The sequence below is a fragment of the Microtetraspora malaysiensis genome (assembly GCF_050947145.1).
GTDB classification, from domain to species: Bacteria; Actinomycetota; Actinomycetes; order Streptosporangiales; family Streptosporangiaceae; genus Microtetraspora_A; species Microtetraspora_A malaysiensis.
The window spans coordinates 8,216,320-8,231,987 of sequence record NZ_CP191998.1; the positions used below are offsets into that span (position 1 = coordinate 8,216,320).

Annotated in this window: 11 protein-coding genes; 3 read left to right on the plus strand and 8 right to left on the minus strand. The window is 71.3% G+C overall.

All coding sequences use genetic code 11. From position 1 onward, the window contains the following. Positions 1-134 precede the first annotated feature (134 nt). Positions 135-2,768, minus strand: a complete 2,634-nt coding sequence (locus tag ACQP1V_RS38390; RefSeq protein ID WP_433415751.1) for a putative bifunctional diguanylate cyclase/phosphodiesterase — start codon at positions 2,766-2,768, stop codon at positions 135-137. A gap of 181 nt (positions 2,769-2,949) precedes the next feature. Continuing rightward, on the minus strand, positions 2,950-3,858 hold the full coding sequence (locus tag ACQP1V_RS38395; RefSeq protein ID WP_433415754.1) for a 2-hydroxyacid dehydrogenase: 909 nt from the start codon (positions 3,856-3,858) through the stop codon (positions 2,950-2,952). 63 nt (positions 3,859-3,921) lie between these two features. On the opposite strand from ACQP1V_RS38395, the gene ACQP1V_RS38400 reads away from it, so the two are divergent. Next, on the plus strand, positions 3,922-5,064 hold the full coding sequence (locus ACQP1V_RS38400) for a PQQ-dependent sugar dehydrogenase (RefSeq protein ID WP_433415757.1): 1,143 nt from the start codon (positions 3,922-3,924) through the stop codon (positions 5,062-5,064). 64 nt (positions 5,065-5,128) lie between these two features. Here the strand turns inward: ACQP1V_RS38400 and ACQP1V_RS38405 are convergent, their stop codons facing one another. Then, on the minus strand, positions 5,129-5,581 hold the full coding sequence (locus ACQP1V_RS38405; RefSeq protein WP_433415760.1) for a MarR family winged helix-turn-helix transcriptional regulator: 453 nt from the start codon (positions 5,579-5,581) through the stop codon (positions 5,129-5,131). Between the two features lie 106 nt (positions 5,582-5,687). Between ACQP1V_RS38405 and ACQP1V_RS38410 the strand changes: the two genes are divergently transcribed. Together ACQP1V_RS38410 and ACQP1V_RS38415 are read left to right on the plus strand one after the other, a co-directional pair. Further along, positions 5,688-6,521, plus strand: coding sequence for an alpha/beta fold hydrolase (locus tag ACQP1V_RS38410; RefSeq protein ID WP_433415763.1), 834 nt, complete (start codon positions 5,688-5,690; stop codon positions 6,519-6,521). Positions 6,522-7,023: 502 nt separating this feature from the next. Beyond that, the gene (locus ACQP1V_RS38415; protein WP_433415766.1) at positions 7,024-7,524 is read left to right on the plus strand and encodes a DUF2716 domain-containing protein; all 501 of its coding nucleotides are present in this window, start codon (positions 7,024-7,026) and stop codon (positions 7,522-7,524) included. Positions 7,525-7,671: 147 nt separating this feature from the next. On the opposite strand, the gene ACQP1V_RS38420 is transcribed toward ACQP1V_RS38415, so the two are convergent. The 5 genes from ACQP1V_RS38420 to ACQP1V_RS38440 form a co-directional block, all read right to left on the minus strand. Beyond that, on the minus strand, positions 7,672-9,678 hold the full coding sequence (locus ACQP1V_RS38420) for a VanW family protein (RefSeq protein WP_433415769.1): 2,007 nt from the start codon (positions 9,676-9,678) through the stop codon (positions 7,672-7,674). 280 nt (positions 9,679-9,958) lie between these two features. Further along, positions 9,959-11,464: an Asp-tRNA(Asn)/Glu-tRNA(Gln) amidotransferase subunit GatB gene (gene gatB / locus ACQP1V_RS38425; RefSeq protein WP_433415772.1), complete on the minus strand. Its 1,506-nt coding sequence runs from the start codon at positions 11,462-11,464 to the stop codon at positions 9,959-9,961. Beyond that, positions 11,457-12,974 (minus strand): Asp-tRNA(Asn)/Glu-tRNA(Gln) amidotransferase subunit GatA, encoded by a 1,518-nt coding sequence (gene gatA, locus ACQP1V_RS38430; RefSeq protein WP_067125541.1) that lies wholly within the window; start codon positions 12,972-12,974, stop codon positions 11,457-11,459. The genes gatB and gatA overlap by 8 nt, the downstream gene beginning before the upstream one ends. Further along, a complete protein-coding gene (gatC, locus tag ACQP1V_RS38435) occupies positions 12,971-13,270 on the minus strand; it encodes an Asp-tRNA(Asn)/Glu-tRNA(Gln) amidotransferase subunit GatC (RefSeq protein WP_387414962.1) in 300 nt (99 codons plus the stop codon). The genes gatA and gatC overlap by 4 nt, the downstream gene beginning before the upstream one ends. A 223-nt stretch (positions 13,271-13,493) precedes the next feature. Further along, positions 13,494-15,650: a putative bifunctional diguanylate cyclase/phosphodiesterase gene (locus tag ACQP1V_RS38440; protein WP_387414964.1), complete on the minus strand. Its 2,157-nt coding sequence runs from the start codon at positions 15,648-15,650 to the stop codon at positions 13,494-13,496. Positions 15,651-15,668: the final 18 nt, after the last annotated feature.

Here is a 15,668-nt window from a genome sequence, read left to right on the forward strand (position 1 = left end):
CGTGCCCTCCTCGCTCGGGGCTCGTACCTCGCCCACTCGCTCGTCGGGTACTTCACCGCCGCGCCCCTCGCGTGATGGTTGAGGCCGCCGTGATCAATGGTGCTCGCTTGTTCGGGGGCGGCGGTCAAACACAGCTACGCGGTGTTCTGGAGGGTGGTGCGCATGAGGTGGTCGACCCCGCGGGCGGACATGGGGCGGGCGACGAGGTAGCCCTGGCCCCGCGTGCAGCCCATCTCTCTGAGAAGTTCGAGCTGCTCGGGGCGTTCGATGCCTTCGGCGACGACGATCAGGCCGAGGTCGTGGCCGAGGCGCACGATCGTGCGCGTGAGCAGAGTGAGAGTCTCGTCACATCCGAGTCCTGAGACGAAGGACGGGTCGATCTTGATCATGTCCACCGGCAACTGGCGGAGGAAGGCCAGGGAGGCGTAGCCGGTGCCGAAGTCGTCGATCGCGAGCCGGACACCGAGGGCGCGCAGCTCGGACAGCTTGGCCACGGTGTCCTCGGCGTCCTCGACGAGCATCTCCTCGATCACTTCGAGGGTGAGGGCGCTGGCGGGCAACCCGCTCTCGGCCAGCGCCTCGGACACCGTCTCCACGAACCGGGGAGCGGTGATCTGCCGGGCCGACAGGTTGAGGGAGAGTCCGATGTCCCAGGAGGACTCCCGCCAGCCGGCCACCTCACGGCAGGCCTCTTTGAGTATCCATTCGCTGAGCGGCACGATCAGCCCGGTGTCCTCGGCGGGGCCGAGGAACTGCTCGGGCGGCACGAACACGCTGCCGCGCCACCACCGGACCAGCGCCTCGACGGCGGTGACCCGCGAGGTGGCGAGATCGACGACGGGCTGGTACTCGACGGCGAACTGGTTCTCCTGGAGCGCGCGCCGCAGGTCGGCCGCGAGTTCGAGGCGGCGTACGACGTCGGCGTGCATGTGCGCGGCGAACACCTCGACCCGGCGCCCGCCCATCTCCTTGGCCCGTGACATGGCGACGTCGGCGTTCCGCAGCAGGTCTCCGGCGGGCACGCCGTCCTCGGCGAAGGCCACGCCGACGCTCGCGGTCAGCGGCATGTCGCGGTCGGCGACGCGGAACGGCTCGGACGAGACGGCGCGGACGATCCGCTCGGCCAGGTCGATCGCGGTCTGCGCGTCGGTGCTGCTTGAGGAGCCGCCTTCGAGCAGCACGGCGAACTCGTCGCCGCCCCATCGGGCGAGGGTGTCGTCGGCGCGTACGGCGGCCCGCAGCCGGCGGGCGGCCTGGCCGAGCAGGTAGTCGCCGCTGGCGTGGCCGACCGAGTCGTTCACGCCGGTGAACCCGTCGAGGTCCAGGAAGATCACGGCGGTGCGGCCGCCGCCGGGGCGGGCGAGGACCTCGCGGGCCCGCTCCTCGAAGTACGCCCGGTTGGGCAGCCCGGTGACCCCGTCGTGGAAGGTGAGGTGGGTCACCTGGTTGCGCAGGGCGACCTGGTCGCTGACGTCGCGCACGGCGACCAGGATCAGGTCCTCTTTGCGCACGTGGCGGGTGGCGACCGACTCGGCGGGCCGCCAGGTGCCGTCCGAGGCGCGGACCCGGCAGGCGATCCGGCAGCTCTCGTGGCGTTCCAGCACCGCCTCGCCGTCGTTGTCGAGCCGCCGGAGCAGGACCTGGATGGTGGGCACGTCCTCGGGGTGGATGTAGTCGACCAGCGGCCGCCCGACGAGGTCGGCGGAGCGATAGCCGTACGTCTTCCGCACGCTGGAGCCGATCTCGCGGATCACGCCGTCGTGGTCGCACAGCAGCACCACGTCACCGGTGTTCTCGGCGAGGCGGCGCAGTTGCCGCTCCCCGACGTCCACCAGGCGGCGCATCCCGGCCGTCTCGACCACCAGCAGGATCAGCCTGCCGATGAGCACGAGGACGATCACCGCGCCGAGGCCGGGCAGGACCCGGTCCCGGTCCCCGGTGAACGCGTGGAAGGCGACCGCCACCGTGGCGACACCGACGAGGAACAGCGGGATGACGGCCGACAGCGCGCTGGGCAGCGGACGGCGGCGGCGCACCTCGACCCACGGCACGGCGGCGAGGATCAGGAACGCGACGGGGGCGACCAGGCTCACGGCCAGCGACGGCGCGTCGCCGTCCAGCCTGGCGACCGCCGTCGCGAACTCCGCGACGGTGATCGCGCCGAGCACGCCGACGCCGGCCAGGCCGATCGACCGGTCGGCGGCCCGCGAGCCGATGATCGCGGGCGCCACGCCGGAGGTCGCCAGCAGGCAGACGACGGGCAGCGCCAATGTGGAGAAGATCGTGGTGGCGTCGTCCATGCCGTGGAAGATCGGGGCGAGGAACCACACCCAGGCCACGGCGAAGATCGAGGCCGCGGTCAGGAAGGCGTCCGTGACCTGCCTGACCACGCCCCTGCTGTACGGAGGGGGCTTCGCCGTGAGGGCACAGCCGATCATCAGGAGTAACGAGCTGAACAGAAGCAGCAGGTCGGCGAAGGTCAGCACGAACGGCGTGCCGTCGGCGACCGGTCTCAGCCCGATGCCGGCGAGCCAGGTCACGGAGCCGGCCTCCAGCCAGCGCCAGGCGGCGGCGCGCCGCCGCTGCCCGGGCGCGACCCGCGAGGAGGCCAGCACCAAGGAGACCAAGGCGAGCAGGCCGGTGACGACACCCACCACGGCGACCACCGCGGACGACGCGCCCCCGGCGATGAGGACGGCCGCGACCGCCGCCGCGCCAAGACCGGACACGGCGGTGAGCGGGACCCTGGGGTCACGCCTGCGAGTCACGCAGTCCCTCCCGCCATCGACTCGGCTTTACTCTCCCTGTCACGTCGCCAGTCTGCGCACCGCCGCCGTTCGGGGCGACGACAACGGCCGAGTCGTCACCGATCCGATAACCAGCTGCACGATGATCTCACCGTACGGACCGCAGGTCACGGGGCAGCCACTTTCCGGAATCCTTCGCGGGTCAGTAGAGCCCCGTGATGAGGTTTTTAAGAGGTTCGCCGGAGATGTACCGCGCGATCTGGTCGTGGACGAGCGTCCGCGTCCGGCGGAGGGAGGCGGGGGTGCTGCCCGCCACGTGCGGCGTGATGAAGACCCCGGGAGCGGTCCACAGCGGGTGGTCGGACGGCAACGGCTCCGGGGCGGTCACGTCGAGCGCGGCGCGCAGCCGCTCCTTCTGCAGCTCGGCGAGCAACGCGTCGGTGTCGACCACCGAGCCCCGAGCCGCGTTCACCAGCAGCGCGCCGTCCTTCATCCGGGCGAGGAACCTCGCGTCGACCATGCCCGCCGTGTCGGCCGTGGCCGGGACCAGCAGCACGACGACGTCCGCGCTGGGCAGTAGCTCGGGGAGCTCGTCCAGCCCGTGTACGCCCGGACGCGCGTTCCTGGCCACCCGGACGATCTCCACCTCGAAGCCGGAAAGGCGCCGTTCCAGCGCCTCGCCGATCGAGCCGTACCCGACGATGAGGACGGTCGAGTCGGCGAGGACCCCCGTGTAGTGCCAGGTCCAGGATCCGCGCATCTGGGCGGCGGCGAAGGCGGGGAAGTCCCGCAGTGAGGCGATCATCGCACCCACGGCCCACTCGGCGGTCCCCGCGTCGTGGACGCCGCGGGCGTTGCACAGGGTGACGCCGGCGGGCAGGTGCGGCAGGTACGGGTCGACGCCGGCCGTCACGGTCTGGATCAGCCGAAGGCTCGTCATGCGGGCCAGTAGGCCGGGGACGTCCTTCACCGGCACGAGCGGCGGCACCCACACCTCCACCTCGCCGACCCCGGCGGGGACCGGTCCCCTGCCGTCGTAAACCGCGATGTCCAGCCCCTGCAGGTCGGACAGCCCGTCGGCGACGTCCTCCGATGCGACCCAGATCTTCACGGGACCAACTTAAGGGAACCCGCCAATTCGGGCACCAGTATGGGGACTGAGGAGGTCGCGACGATGGGTAGTACGAGATTGTCGAGATCGGTGGTCGGCGCGCTGCTGGTGGCCGCGATCGCGGCAGGTTGCGCCCCTGCTGCGGGCATGGGCGACGGGGCCGGGCCCTCCGGCGGTCAGGCGACCGGGGCGGCGAGGGGCGGGGCGGCCACGGAGCCTCCGGCGGGCACGGCGCAGGCCCGGCCTCCGGGCACGCCGAGGACGCTCGTGAAGGACCTGGCGGTGCCGTGGGGGGTCGCGTTCCTGCCCGGCGGCGACGCCCTGGTCACCGAGCGGGTCACGGCCCGGCTGCTCCGCGTCACACCCCAGGGACGCAGCAGCGCGGTGGGGGTGATCGACGGGGTGTCCGCCGAGGGTGAGGGCGGGTTGCTCGGCGTCGCCGTTTCTCCCCGATACTCCGACGATCACCTCATCTTCGTCTATTTCACGGCAAATGATGACAATCGGATCGTTCGTTATCGCTACGACGGCGGGCTCTCCGACGCCACCCCCATCGTGACCGGCATCCCGAAGGGCCGGATCCACAACGGCGGCCGGCTGGAGTTCGGCCCCGACGGCTACCTGTACGCCTCCACCGGCGAGACCGGGCAGGGCGAGATGGCGCAGGACCGGAACTCACTCGGCGGCAAGATCCTCCGGATGACCGCCGACGGCAAGCCCGCGCCCGGCAACCCGTTCGGGACGCTCGTGTGGACGTACGGCCACCGCAACGTCCAGGGCATGGCCTGGAGCCCCCAGGGGCGCATGTACGCCACGGAGTTCGGCCAGGACACCTGGGACGAGCTCAACCTGATCGAGAAGGGCCACAACTACGGCTGGCCCGTGGTCGAGGGCTTCGGCGGCAAGGGCCGGTTCACCGACCCGCTGCTCACCTGGCGCCCCGCCGAGGCGTCGCCGTCCGGTCTCGCGTACGCCGACGGATCCCTGTGGGCGGCGGCGCTGCGCGGCCGCCGGCTCTGGCAGATCCCCCTCACCGGGAACGGCGCCGTCGGGCGGCCTATCGCCCGCTTCACTGTGGAGTACGGCAGGCTGCGGGCCGTCACCAGGGCTCCCGACGGAAGCCTGTGGGTGACCACCAGCAACAAGGACGGCAGGGGCACCCCTCGCCCCGGCGACGACCGCATCCTCGTCATCCCGACTCACTGACCCGCCCGAGACCTTCACGGGCCGGCGGGAGGCGCCGCGGACGCCGCTCCAGTGGCCGGAGACCTCAGCCGCGTAGACGGGCGAGCGCCTGTGGGCTCAGGTGCCGCGCGAGTTCGTCGAGGAGCGCCACGACCCGGGCCACGCGTTCCGGGTCGTCGGCGCCCAGGGCGGTCACCAGCGCGGCGTCGATCGGAGCCGATCTGACCTCTGCCACGCGTGGGGAGGCATCGGGGGCGGGGCGGATCAGGAGCCGACGGCGGTCGCGGGAGTCGGGCTCGGTGACCACGGCACCCGCCTGGCGGAGCCGGGCGACCGCCGCCGACACGGCGCTTTGCGGCAGACCGGTCCTGACGGCGATCTCGCCCACCGCGCTGCCGGGGTGGGCGCGCACATCGGTGGCCACGATCAGGACCGTCCGGACGCTGGTGGAGTGCTGCCCTATGCCCTCGGTGGGCAGGGCTTCCTCACCGATCTTCATCAGGGTCCGCCCCAGCAGGAACAGCTCGACTCCGTTCATGCCCCCAAGATATATCAAGACAGATACATCAGTCTTGATGTATCTAAAATGATGGATTATGGTCGATCACGACCCGGCCGTACCGGCCCGACCCGAAGGGATGTCCATGACCGCCACCACGACGACCGGCCTGCTGCGCGTGCCCGGCGCCACGCTCTACCACGAGGTCCACGGCACCGGCCCGATGCTGCTCATCTCCCAGAGCGGCGAGGGCGACGCCGGACGCAGCACGGACCTGGTCGACCAGCTCGCCGACGACTACACCGTGGTGACCTACGACCGCCGCGGCCTGTCCCGCAGCACCCTGGACGACCCCGCGCAGGGCGTGACACTGGCCCAGCACGCCGACGACGTCCACCGCCTGCTGGCCGAGCTCACCGACCGGCCCGTGCTCATGCTCGGCTGCAGCCTCGGCGCCTCCATCGGCTTCCACCTGGCCGTCCGGTACCCGGAACAGATCAGCACGCTCGTCGCCCACGAAACGGTCAGCCCGCGCCTGCTCCCCGCCGAGCAGCGCGCCCACCACGAACGCGAACTGGAAGAGATCCAGCACATCCACCGGCGAGACGGCCTGCCGGCGGCTCTGGCGATGATCGCCGACGTCCTCGGCATCGACCGCTCCAGCCCCGACGCCGAACCCGGCCTCACCCCGCAGCCGATGACCCCGCAGCGGGTCCGCAACTTCGCCTTCTTCATCGAGCACGATTTCACCGCGGTCATCCGCGACACCCTCGATGTCGCCGCCCTGAAGGAGACGCCCACCCGCATCGTCCCGGCGGTCGGCCGCACCACACCGCACACCGTCTTCGACCGCACATGCGCCACCGCGCTGGCCGACCTGCACGGCACGCGGCTGCGCGAGTTCCCCGGCGGACACAACGGCAACACCACCCACCCCCGCGCCTACGCCACCGCCCTGCGGGCCGCCCTCAACGTCTGACCACCCCGCGGATGGGCGCCCCGGGGCCGCCTTGATCATTGCCCGCCACTGGGGAACCCGCCGGCTCACCGACGGAAACGGCCCTCCACTCAGGTCCGTGCGATGAGCCCAAAGTAGCTATGAGCAAGCCCCGAGATCGGGTCAGCCAGGCGTCTACCAGCCCGCCGCGGCCAGGGCGGCGGACAACCTCGGGGCGATCACATCAGCCGTGGCCAGACCAGCGATGTGGTCCAAGCCCTCGAACTCGATCACCTCGAACCCGGCCTGACGCAGAATCAGGTGGCCCGTGGGAGCCGACGAGCTGCGGCTACACAGAACATGGTGACCGCCACGCCGCGGCGCAACGCAACCTGTTCGACCGCATGCTCGGCATCGTCCACCACTGCCTGACCACTGGCCAGACCTACGACGAGGCGACCGCATTCCCCCAGGCGGAGAAACTCCAGCACGGGCGCTCAAGCGCACCCCGATTTCGCCAGCATCCGCCAGTTATGGTCACCTTGTGACTTTTCCGGCCTGGCAAGAGATCGATCTGGACCACTACGAGGACTTTTGGGCGCCATTCGACGCCCGGTTCAGATTTCGCCCCAACCAGTCCCGCGAACCCGCAATCAACGAGCCGACTCCATCGGTAACCATCGACCTGGCCCCCATCTTCACCAGCAAGCCGGCCCAGTTCGCGGCAGCCCATGACGCAGTCAACGCCCTCGGCTTGCTGGCCATGACCCGGACCTTCGCCCCGTCACAGCGACTGCTCGTGCTCGACTGGCAACACCCCGCCTGGTGGTTCTGGCCCCACCGCCAAGCCACAGACGATCATCCACGCTGGCCAGTCGAGATCTTTCCCGATGGGGACTACTACATCTTCCTGTCCGAGGACATGACCACCGGCACCTTCGGCCACCCCTGGGAACGGACCCTGTGCATCTTCGGCGCCCCACTGATCAGCACCTTGGCGCCACTCCTGACTGCATGGCTGCCAACCAAGCGCGTCCGCTCATAGCTAAGCCAACGAGATCGTAGGGGGCTCCGCCCACTGCACCCCCGGCCCCCTAAGAGATGAGCCGAGAGAGTGCGGGTGGGAGGGCGGTCATCTTCTCGTCGGCCATCCTGGCGGCCCTCAGGCGCAGTGGGAGCGGGCCAGGGGCCGTCAGCGGGCCGCGGCGCAGACGACCGTCGTCTCCGGCGCGTAGGTGGTCGTGAACGTCTGGCGGCCGGCCACCTTGCCGTTCTGCCGGAGCGTACGGGTGACCTCGACGGTGAACCCGGCCTGACCGGCCACCGGCACACAGCCGGGCCCCTCGACCGTACGGACCTCGGGGTTGACCTGCTGGGACCGGACCGGATCGGAGAACTCGACCTCGTACCGCTTGGTGCTCCAGAGTTCGACGGTCACCGAGGTGTCCGTGGCGCTCGCGCGTACCAGCACGCCGTAGGGCGAGTCGTTCTTCCACTCCAGGTCGGGTCCCGGATAGGAGACCGCCGCGTCCAGGCCCGGGGGGTAGTTCCTGATGTGGTGGTCGTGCGGGGTGTGCTCCACGTCCTCCAGCCCGGCACGCATGGCCGCGTTGAACAGCGTGGTCGCGACCTGCGAGATGCCGGCCACGTCGGCCCCGGCCGTCCCGCGGGTCCGCGTCGGCGCCGCGCCGCCGACATACCCTCCGGTGGGCTCCCGCCTGCCCAGGAACCCGTTGAGCGAGAACGACTCCCCCGGCCGGACCAGCTGGCCGTCGAGCGCGCGCGCCGCGGTCTTGATGTTGGTGACCCGCGGCAGACAGCACGCGAAGGACGTGGTGAAGTTGCCGACCCGCTCTCTGATCCCCATCTGGCGCGCCTCGTCATCGGTCACGCCCGGCCGGCCCGTGGTCACGAAGGCCCGCACCGTACGGCTCCCCGCCGTGATCGCCTTGACGACGTCCGAGGACAGGCGGGCCGTGTTCAGCGTGTGGCCGGCCTTCGCCCGTACCAGCGTGGGCTTGCCACCGATGATCGTGAACGTGGCGTCGCGAGGCAGCCGCCGGGGGTCGATGAGCCGGTCCTGCACGCCGTCCAGCGCCCGGCCCACGTCGAAGACGGGCCGCAACTCGCGCCCCCGGTCCACGGTGAACGTGAGATTCGCGGCGATGGCCTCAGGGGAGATCTGCACCGCCCCCCGGTCGGCCGTGACCGTGACCGGGGCAGCGACCGCACGCTTCGCCCAGGCGAGCGCGCGGCGCACCTCCGCCCGCGTCACCTTGGGCTCGTCCGCCCCGACCTCCACCTCGACCATCGCGTCCGGGTTGAGGTACGCCCGCCGGATGTCGGCCGCGACCTTGGCCTGGTCGATCTGCCGACCCGCCTTCGGGTAGATCGGGACCGGGGTCAGCCCCTTGAACTCGACGCCGCCCTCCCGCGCGGGCGCGGCGAAGACGGACGCGACATCCCTGGCGACCGCGATCTCCAGCCGGGACGAATTGACCACGATCTTCGGAGGGATCTCGTGACCGGTCGTCAGAGCGTTCCAGACCGCTCCTGGGCTGGGGAAACCCCCCGACGCCTGCCGGACCGTCGCCTCCGCGTCGAGGGAGAGCCCCGCCTGCTCCGGGTTGACCGAGGCACGCTCCAGGCCCCGCTTCACGATCACCGGCGTACGGGCCAGGCCGGACAGCCTCTTCGTCAGGATCCGTACGGCCTCCGCCTCCGTCTGGCCTCCGATGTCGACGCCCAGGACGGTGGTGCCGGGCAGTACTCGACCGGCCATGAGCGCGGCGGGCACCAGATAGGCGAGCAACAGCAGGGCGAGCACGGCAGGCACGCCGAACTTGAGAAGTCTCCGGCGCGAGCCCGGCCCCGGCTCCGGTTCGGGTGGGTCGGTGCGGGGCGGCGGCTCCTCGCGCGCCGGGCGATCCGCCACCGGCCACGGCTGGACCGCCGGAGCCACAGCGGGCGCCGGGACACCGGGCCCGTTCGAGGAGTTCGGGCTCTTCAGGTCGTTCGGGTTGTCGGGGCTTCGCAGCCCAGGAGGCGCGGCGGACGATCCGCCGAAGATGTCGGCCGACACCCCGGGGGGCAGCGTTCCGGACGCGGGCCGTACCGGGTGCTTTCTGGGGGACTCAGGCGGAGGCGCCGCCGCGAACGGATCCGTCGGCGGTCCGATGGACGCTTCCGCGTTCCGCACGCCTAAGTCTCCTCCGGCCCAGGGGCATCTCCGCTCAGTTAACCCTAAAGCACCCTCTCCTGAACATGCCGGAAATCAGATGACAAGACTCGGAGATCGGCGACGAGCACTCAGCCCGCCTCAGCCTGAGGGATCAGTGGCGTAGGGCCGTCACGGAGGCGGCCGTCGGTCATCGCGGCCGCCCTCCAAGCGTCGGCGTCCCAAGCGTCGGGGTCCCCACCGCGCGTGCCCTGACCGGTCTGGAGCCAGACCCGGCCGGCTCCAGACCAGTGGCCTGGCGTCAGGAGACGCCGAGCTTCTCCAGGATGAGCTCGCGGGCCCGGGCGGCGTCGGCCTTGCCCCGGCTGGCCTTCATCACGCCGCCGACCAGGGCGCCCGCAGCCGCCACCTTGCCGGAACGGACCTTGTCCGCCGCGTCGGCGTTCTCCGCGAGAACCTTGTCGATGATCGCCAGCAGCTCGCCCTCGTCGTTGACGACCTGAAGGCCGCGCTTGGCGACGACGTCGTCCGGGGAACCCTCGCCGGCGAGCACGCCCTCAAGGACCTGGCGGGCCAGCTTGTCGTTCAGCGCGCCCGAGGCGACCAGCTCGGTCACCCGCGCGACCTCCGCCGGCGTGATCGGCAGTTCGGCGAGCGGCTTGCCGGCCTCGTTGGCCCGACGGGCCAGCTCACCCATCCACCACTTGCGCGCGTCGGCGGCGGGAGCCCCGGCGGCCACGGTCACCTCGACCAGGTCGATGGCGTCCGCGTTGTGCATCGCCGCCATGTCCAGGTCGGACACTCCCCACTCCGCCTGAAGGCGGCCGCGCCGTACCGAGGGCAGCTCGGGCAGCTCGGCCTTGAGCGAGGCGACCCACTCCGGGTCGGGGGCCATGGGCAGCAGGTCGGGCTCGGGGAAGTAACGGTAGTCCTGCGCCTCCTCCTTGGAACGGCCGGACGTGGTCCGTCCGGTGTCCTCGTGGAAGTGCCGGGTCTCCTGGATGATGCGGCCGCCGTCGGCGAGGATCGCCGCCTGGCGCTCGATCTCGCCGCGGACCGCGCGCTCGACGCTGCGCAGCGAGTTGACGTTCTTGGTCTCGGTGCGGGTGCCCCACTCCGACGCGCCGCGCGGCATGAGCGAGACGTTGACGTCGCAGCGCAGGGAGCCCTCCTCCATGCGCACGTCCGACACGCCGAGCGCGCGCATGAGCTCCCGCAGCTCCGTCACGTACGCGCGGGCGACCTCGGGGGCGAGCCGGTCGGTGCCGGGGATCGGCTTGGTGACGATCTCGACCAGCGGGATGCCGGCCCGGTTGTAGTCCACGATGGAGTAGTCGGCGCCGTGGATGCGGCCCGTGGCCCCGCCGACATGCGTCGACTTGCCGGTGTCCTCCTCCAGGTGGACCCGCTCGATCTCGATCCGCACGGTCTGGCCGTCGACGACGACGTCGAGGTAGCCGTCGGTGCACAGCGGCTCGTCGTACTGGCTGATCTGGTAGTTCTTCGGCATGTCCGGATAGAAGTAGTTCTTCCGGGCGAACCTGCACCACTCAGCGATCGTGCAGTTCAGCGCGAGGCCGATGCGGATGGTCGACTCGATCGCCTCGGCGTTCGCGACCGGGAGCGAGCCCGGCAGCGCCAGGCAGACGGGACAGACGTGCGTGTTCGGCGGCGCCCCGAACTCGGTCGGGCAGCCGCAGAACATCTTCGACTCGGTGCCGAGCTCGACGTGCGTCTCCAACCCCAGCACCGGTTCGAAGCGCTCCAGCGCCTCGTCGTACGGCATGAGCGTCTCAGTATCAGCCATGCTGGTAACCCAGTCCTTCCAGCGCGGGCGCCTTGGTCAGGAGCGAGCCGCCCCAGCGGTCCTCCAGCGCCTTCTCCACCGCGGCTCCGACCCGGTAGCAGCGGTCGTCGCCGAGCACCGGGGCCATGATCTGCAGGCCGACCGGCAGGCCGTCCTCGTCGGCCAGGCCGCACGGCACCGAGATCGCCGCGTTGCCGGCCAGGTTGGTCGGGATCGTGCACAGGTCGGCGAGGTACATCGCCATCGGGTCGTCGGCCCGCTCGCCGATCGGGAACGCCGTGGTCGGCGTCGTCGGCGAGACCAGCACGTCCACCTGGTGGAAGGCAGCGTCGAAGTCGCGCGAGATCAGCGTGCGGACCTTCTGCGCCTGCCCGTAGTAGGCGTCGTAGTAGCCCGACGACAGCGCGTAGGTGCCCAGCATGATGCGCCGCTTGACCTCGGGCCCGAACCCGGCCGCCCGGGTCATCGACATAACCTCCTCGGCGCTGCGGGTGCCGTCGTCGCCGACACGCAGGCCGTACCGCATGGCGTCGAAGCGGGCCAGGTTGGACGAGCACTCGGAGGGGGCGATCAGGTAGTACGCCGGGAGCGCGTACCCGAACGACGGGCAGGAGACCTCGACGACCTTGGCGCCGAGGGACTCGAGCAGCTCGACGGCCTCGTGGAACCGGGCGAGCACGCCCGGCTGGTAGCCCTCGCCGCCGAACTCCTTGACCACGCCGACGCGCAGCCCCGCGATGTCGGCCTGGCGGGCGGCCTCCACGACCGGCGGCACGTGCGCGTGGATCGAGGTCGAGTCCATCACGTCGTGCCCGGAGAACGCCTCGTGCAGCAGCGCCGCGTCCAGGACGTTGCGCGCGAAGGGGCCGGGCGTGTCCAGCGACGACGCGAACGCGATCAGGCCGTACCGGGACGAGCCGCCGTAGGTCGGCTTCATGCCGACGATGCCGGTGACCGCGGCCGGCTGGCGGATCGAGCCGCCGGTGTCCGTGCCGGTGGACAGGGGCGCCTCGTACGCGGCGACCGCGGCCGACGAGCCGCCCGACGAGCCGCCGGGGATCCGGGAGAGGTCCCACGGGTTGCGGGTCGGTCCGTACGCCGAGTTCTCCGTGGAGGAGCCCATGGCGAACTCGTCCAGGTTGGTCTTGCCCAGGATGACCAGCCCCGCCTCGCGCAGCCGGCTCGTCACCGTCGCGTCGTACGGCGGGCGCCAGCCTTCGAGGATCTTGGAGCCGGCGGTGGTGGGCATGTCGGTGGTGGTGAAGACGTCCTTGTGCGCGACCGGCACGCCCGCGAGGGGGCCGAGCCGCTCGCCGCCGGCGATCCGCTCGTCCACCGCGCGCGCCTGGGCGAGCGTGGTCTCGGGATCCACGTGCAGGAACGCGTTGACCTTGGGCTCGACCTCGGCGATGCGGTCCAGATGGGCCTGGGTGACCTCGACGGCGGAAACCTCACGCGCGGCGATCAGCCGGCCCAGCTCGGCGGCCGTCTTGTGGAGCAGCTCGGTCATGCCTCCTCCCCAAGGATCCGGGGAACGCGGAAGCGGTCGTCCTCCACGGCGGGCGCGCCGGAAAGAGCCTGCTCAGGCGTCAGACTCGGCCGGACCTCGTCCGGACGGAAGACGTTGGTCAGCGGAAGCGCGTGCGAGGACGGCGGGATGTCGTCGGCGGCGACCTCGGCGACGCGGGCCACCGCGGCGACGATCTGGTCGAGCTGGGCGGCGAAGTGGTCGAGCTCCTCGTCGGCCAGCGCCAGCCTGGACAGCCGTGCGAGGTGAGCGACCTCGTCGCGGGTTATGGCGGACATGAGTCGTCGAACCCGTTTCTGGATGGAGAGTGGACACTGCCATCCTAGAGCTCGTCACCAAGCGTGCCCGACGTTGTCCACAGACCGACGCGCGCCGTCGGCCCGACGACGCCGGCCCTCCGCACGCCCGGAAGGGCGTCCGCCGGGGACCCGTGGGCGCCCTCGCCGCCGGCCCTCCCGCTCCCCTCCCGCCAGGACGGACGCGCCGGTCATCGGACCCGGCTCAGCCGCCGGGCGTGAGCCGTGCGACGCCTCTGGGACGGCTGGTGAAGGCGGGGCTGAGCCGGGCGCGCAGCCAGACCGTGGTCTCGTCGGCGGGCATGGGCTCGGCGAGCCACCAGCCCTGGCCCGCGTGACATCCCATGTCGCGCAGCCGGGCGGCGATGTCGCCGGACTCGACGCCCTCGGCGACCGACCGCAGCCCGAGCGAGCGCACCAGGTCGATGATCGAGCGCACGATCCGCTCGTCATCGGGTGACTCCGCCAGCCGCCGTACGAACGAACCGTCGATCTTGACCTCCGACACGGGCAGGCGCTGCAACCGCACCAGGGACGAATAGCCGGTGCCGAAGTCGTCGAGGGCGAGCTGCACGCCCATCCCGGCCAGCGTGCGGATCGTGTCGGCGGTGTACGCCTGGTCGGTCATCAGGATGCGTTCGGTGACCTCCAGGCGGATCGCCTCGGCGGGCAGCTCCAGCCGTTCCAGCCCCGCTTCGAGCTGGTCGGGCAGGCCCGAGTCGAGCAGGTCGCGCGCGGAGACGTTCACCGAGATCGGCACATCCAGCCCGGCGTGCCACCACTCGGCCGCCTGGTCGAGCGCCTGATCGATGACGTGCTTGGTGAGCTCGCGCATGAGATACGACTGCTCGGCCAGCGGGACGAACTCCCCGGGCGAGATCGGGCCGCGTACCGGGTGCCACCAGCGCAGCAGCGCCTCCACACCCTCCACGTGGCCGTCGTCGAGGCTCACCTTCGGCTGGTAGTGCAGCTCCAGCTCGTCCGTGTCGATCGCCCGCCGCAGGTCGCCGAGCAGGCTCAGCCGTTCGGGCGAGTTGCGGTCCTTGTCGGCGAGATAGAACTCGACGCCGGTGCGGCCCTCCTTCGCGAGGTACATGGCGACGTCGGAGCGCTGGAGCAGCAGCTCGAAGTCCGGCGCGTCGTCGGGGAAGAGCGCTATGCCGATCGAGGCGTCCAGGTCGAAGGTCATGCCTTCGAGCCGTACCGGCTCGGTGAGCGCGACGCGGAGTCGCGAGGCGACCTCCTTGGCCGCGTGCGCGTCCCGGATGGACGGCAGCAGCACGGCGAACTCGTCGCCGCCGAGCCGGGCCACGACGTCGCCCGGGCGGACGCTGTGGGTGAGCCGGTGGGCCACGATCTGCAGCAGGCGGTCTCCGACGGGGTGCCCGAGGGTGTCGTTGACCTCCTTGAACCGGTCGAGGTCGAGCAGCAGCAGGCCGACCCGCTCCCGCTCGCGGGCCTCGGCCAGCGCCTCCTCGGTGCGCAGGATCAACATCTTGCGGTTCGGCAGCCCGGTCAGGCCGTCGTGCATGGCCTGGTGGTCGCGTCGCATGGACATGGTGGCGGTGAAGTAGACCGCGGCCAGCGGAGCCACGAACAGCGGGACCAGCGCGGGCGAGTGGGACATGACCACGACCACCAACGGTGCCAGCCCGAGCAGCGCGCCGTAAACGAGGGCCTGCGGCCCGATCGAGGCCCTGATCACGCGGAGCGCCGGCCGCCGCTCGTGCAGGGCGACCGCCGCGGAGACGAGAAGCGCGCGGACCGCGAAGTAGGCGAGGCCCGCGGCGACGATGGCCGGGATGTCCCCGCCGCGCGGCGTCCACGGCAGAAGAGGAGTGGAACGCACGCCGAACAGGCCGAGCATCACGGCCGCGGCGGTGCAGGCGAGCGTCACCTGCGCGATGTTGAACGCCACGCGATGCCAGGCCCGGCGGTTGACCAGGCCGCTCACGATCACCGCGACGGCCTGCAGCAGCGCCGCCATCGGCAGGCCGTAGTGCATCAGCACGGCGAAGGTGAACATCGTGGACGTGGGGGTGCCCCCGACCAGAGTCGACGAGCTGACCATGACCGGGCGCAGCTCTCCCAGCACGACCAGGGCGGCCAGCATCCAGAACAGCGGTGTGCCCCCGATCTGGACGAGCTCGTCCAGCCCCAGGCGGATCTGGGCCACGACCAGGGCGGTGCAACCGATCGCGGTGACCCCGGCGAGGTAGCTCCACAGCGGCGAGCCGGGGCGGGGGCCGGTGTCGCGGGTGTCCGCCGGATAACCCGTCGCGGACGAGGAACCGCGCCCCCCGGAGGGCGAGTTCGCGGGCAGCGAGATCCCGGCCGGAACGGGGATGCGTGAAGACGGCATCGCGGAAGCCGGCGCGCG

What these genes read in the sequence shown, in the direction of transcription:
- ACQP1V_RS38400 (WP_433415757.1), top strand. Translation starts at nt 3,922, where the DNA reads ATGGGTAGTACGAGATTGTCGAGATCGGTGGTCGGCGCGCTGCTGGTG.
- ACQP1V_RS38405 (WP_433415760.1), bottom strand. Translation starts at nt 5,581, where the DNA reads ATGAACGGAGTCGAGCTGTTCCTGCTGGGGCGGACCCTGATGAAGATC.
- ACQP1V_RS38410 (WP_433415763.1), top strand. Translation starts at nt 5,688, where the DNA reads ATGACCGCCACCACGACGACCGGCCTGCTGCGCGTGCCCGGCGCCACG.
- gatB (WP_433415772.1), bottom strand. Translation starts at nt 11,464, where the DNA reads ATGGCTGATACTGAGACGCTCATGCCGTACGACGAGGCGCTGGAGCGC.
- gatA (WP_067125541.1), bottom strand. Translation starts at nt 12,974, where the DNA reads ATGACCGAGCTGCTCCACAAGACGGCCGCCGAGCTGGGCCGGCTGATC.
- gatC (WP_387414962.1), bottom strand. Translation starts at nt 13,270, where the DNA reads ATGTCCGCCATAACCCGCGACGAGGTCGCTCACCTCGCACGGCTGTCC.
- ACQP1V_RS38440 (WP_387414964.1), bottom strand. Translation starts at nt 15,650, where the DNA reads ATGCCGTCTTCACGCATCCCCGTTCCGGCCGGGATCTCGCTGCCCGCG.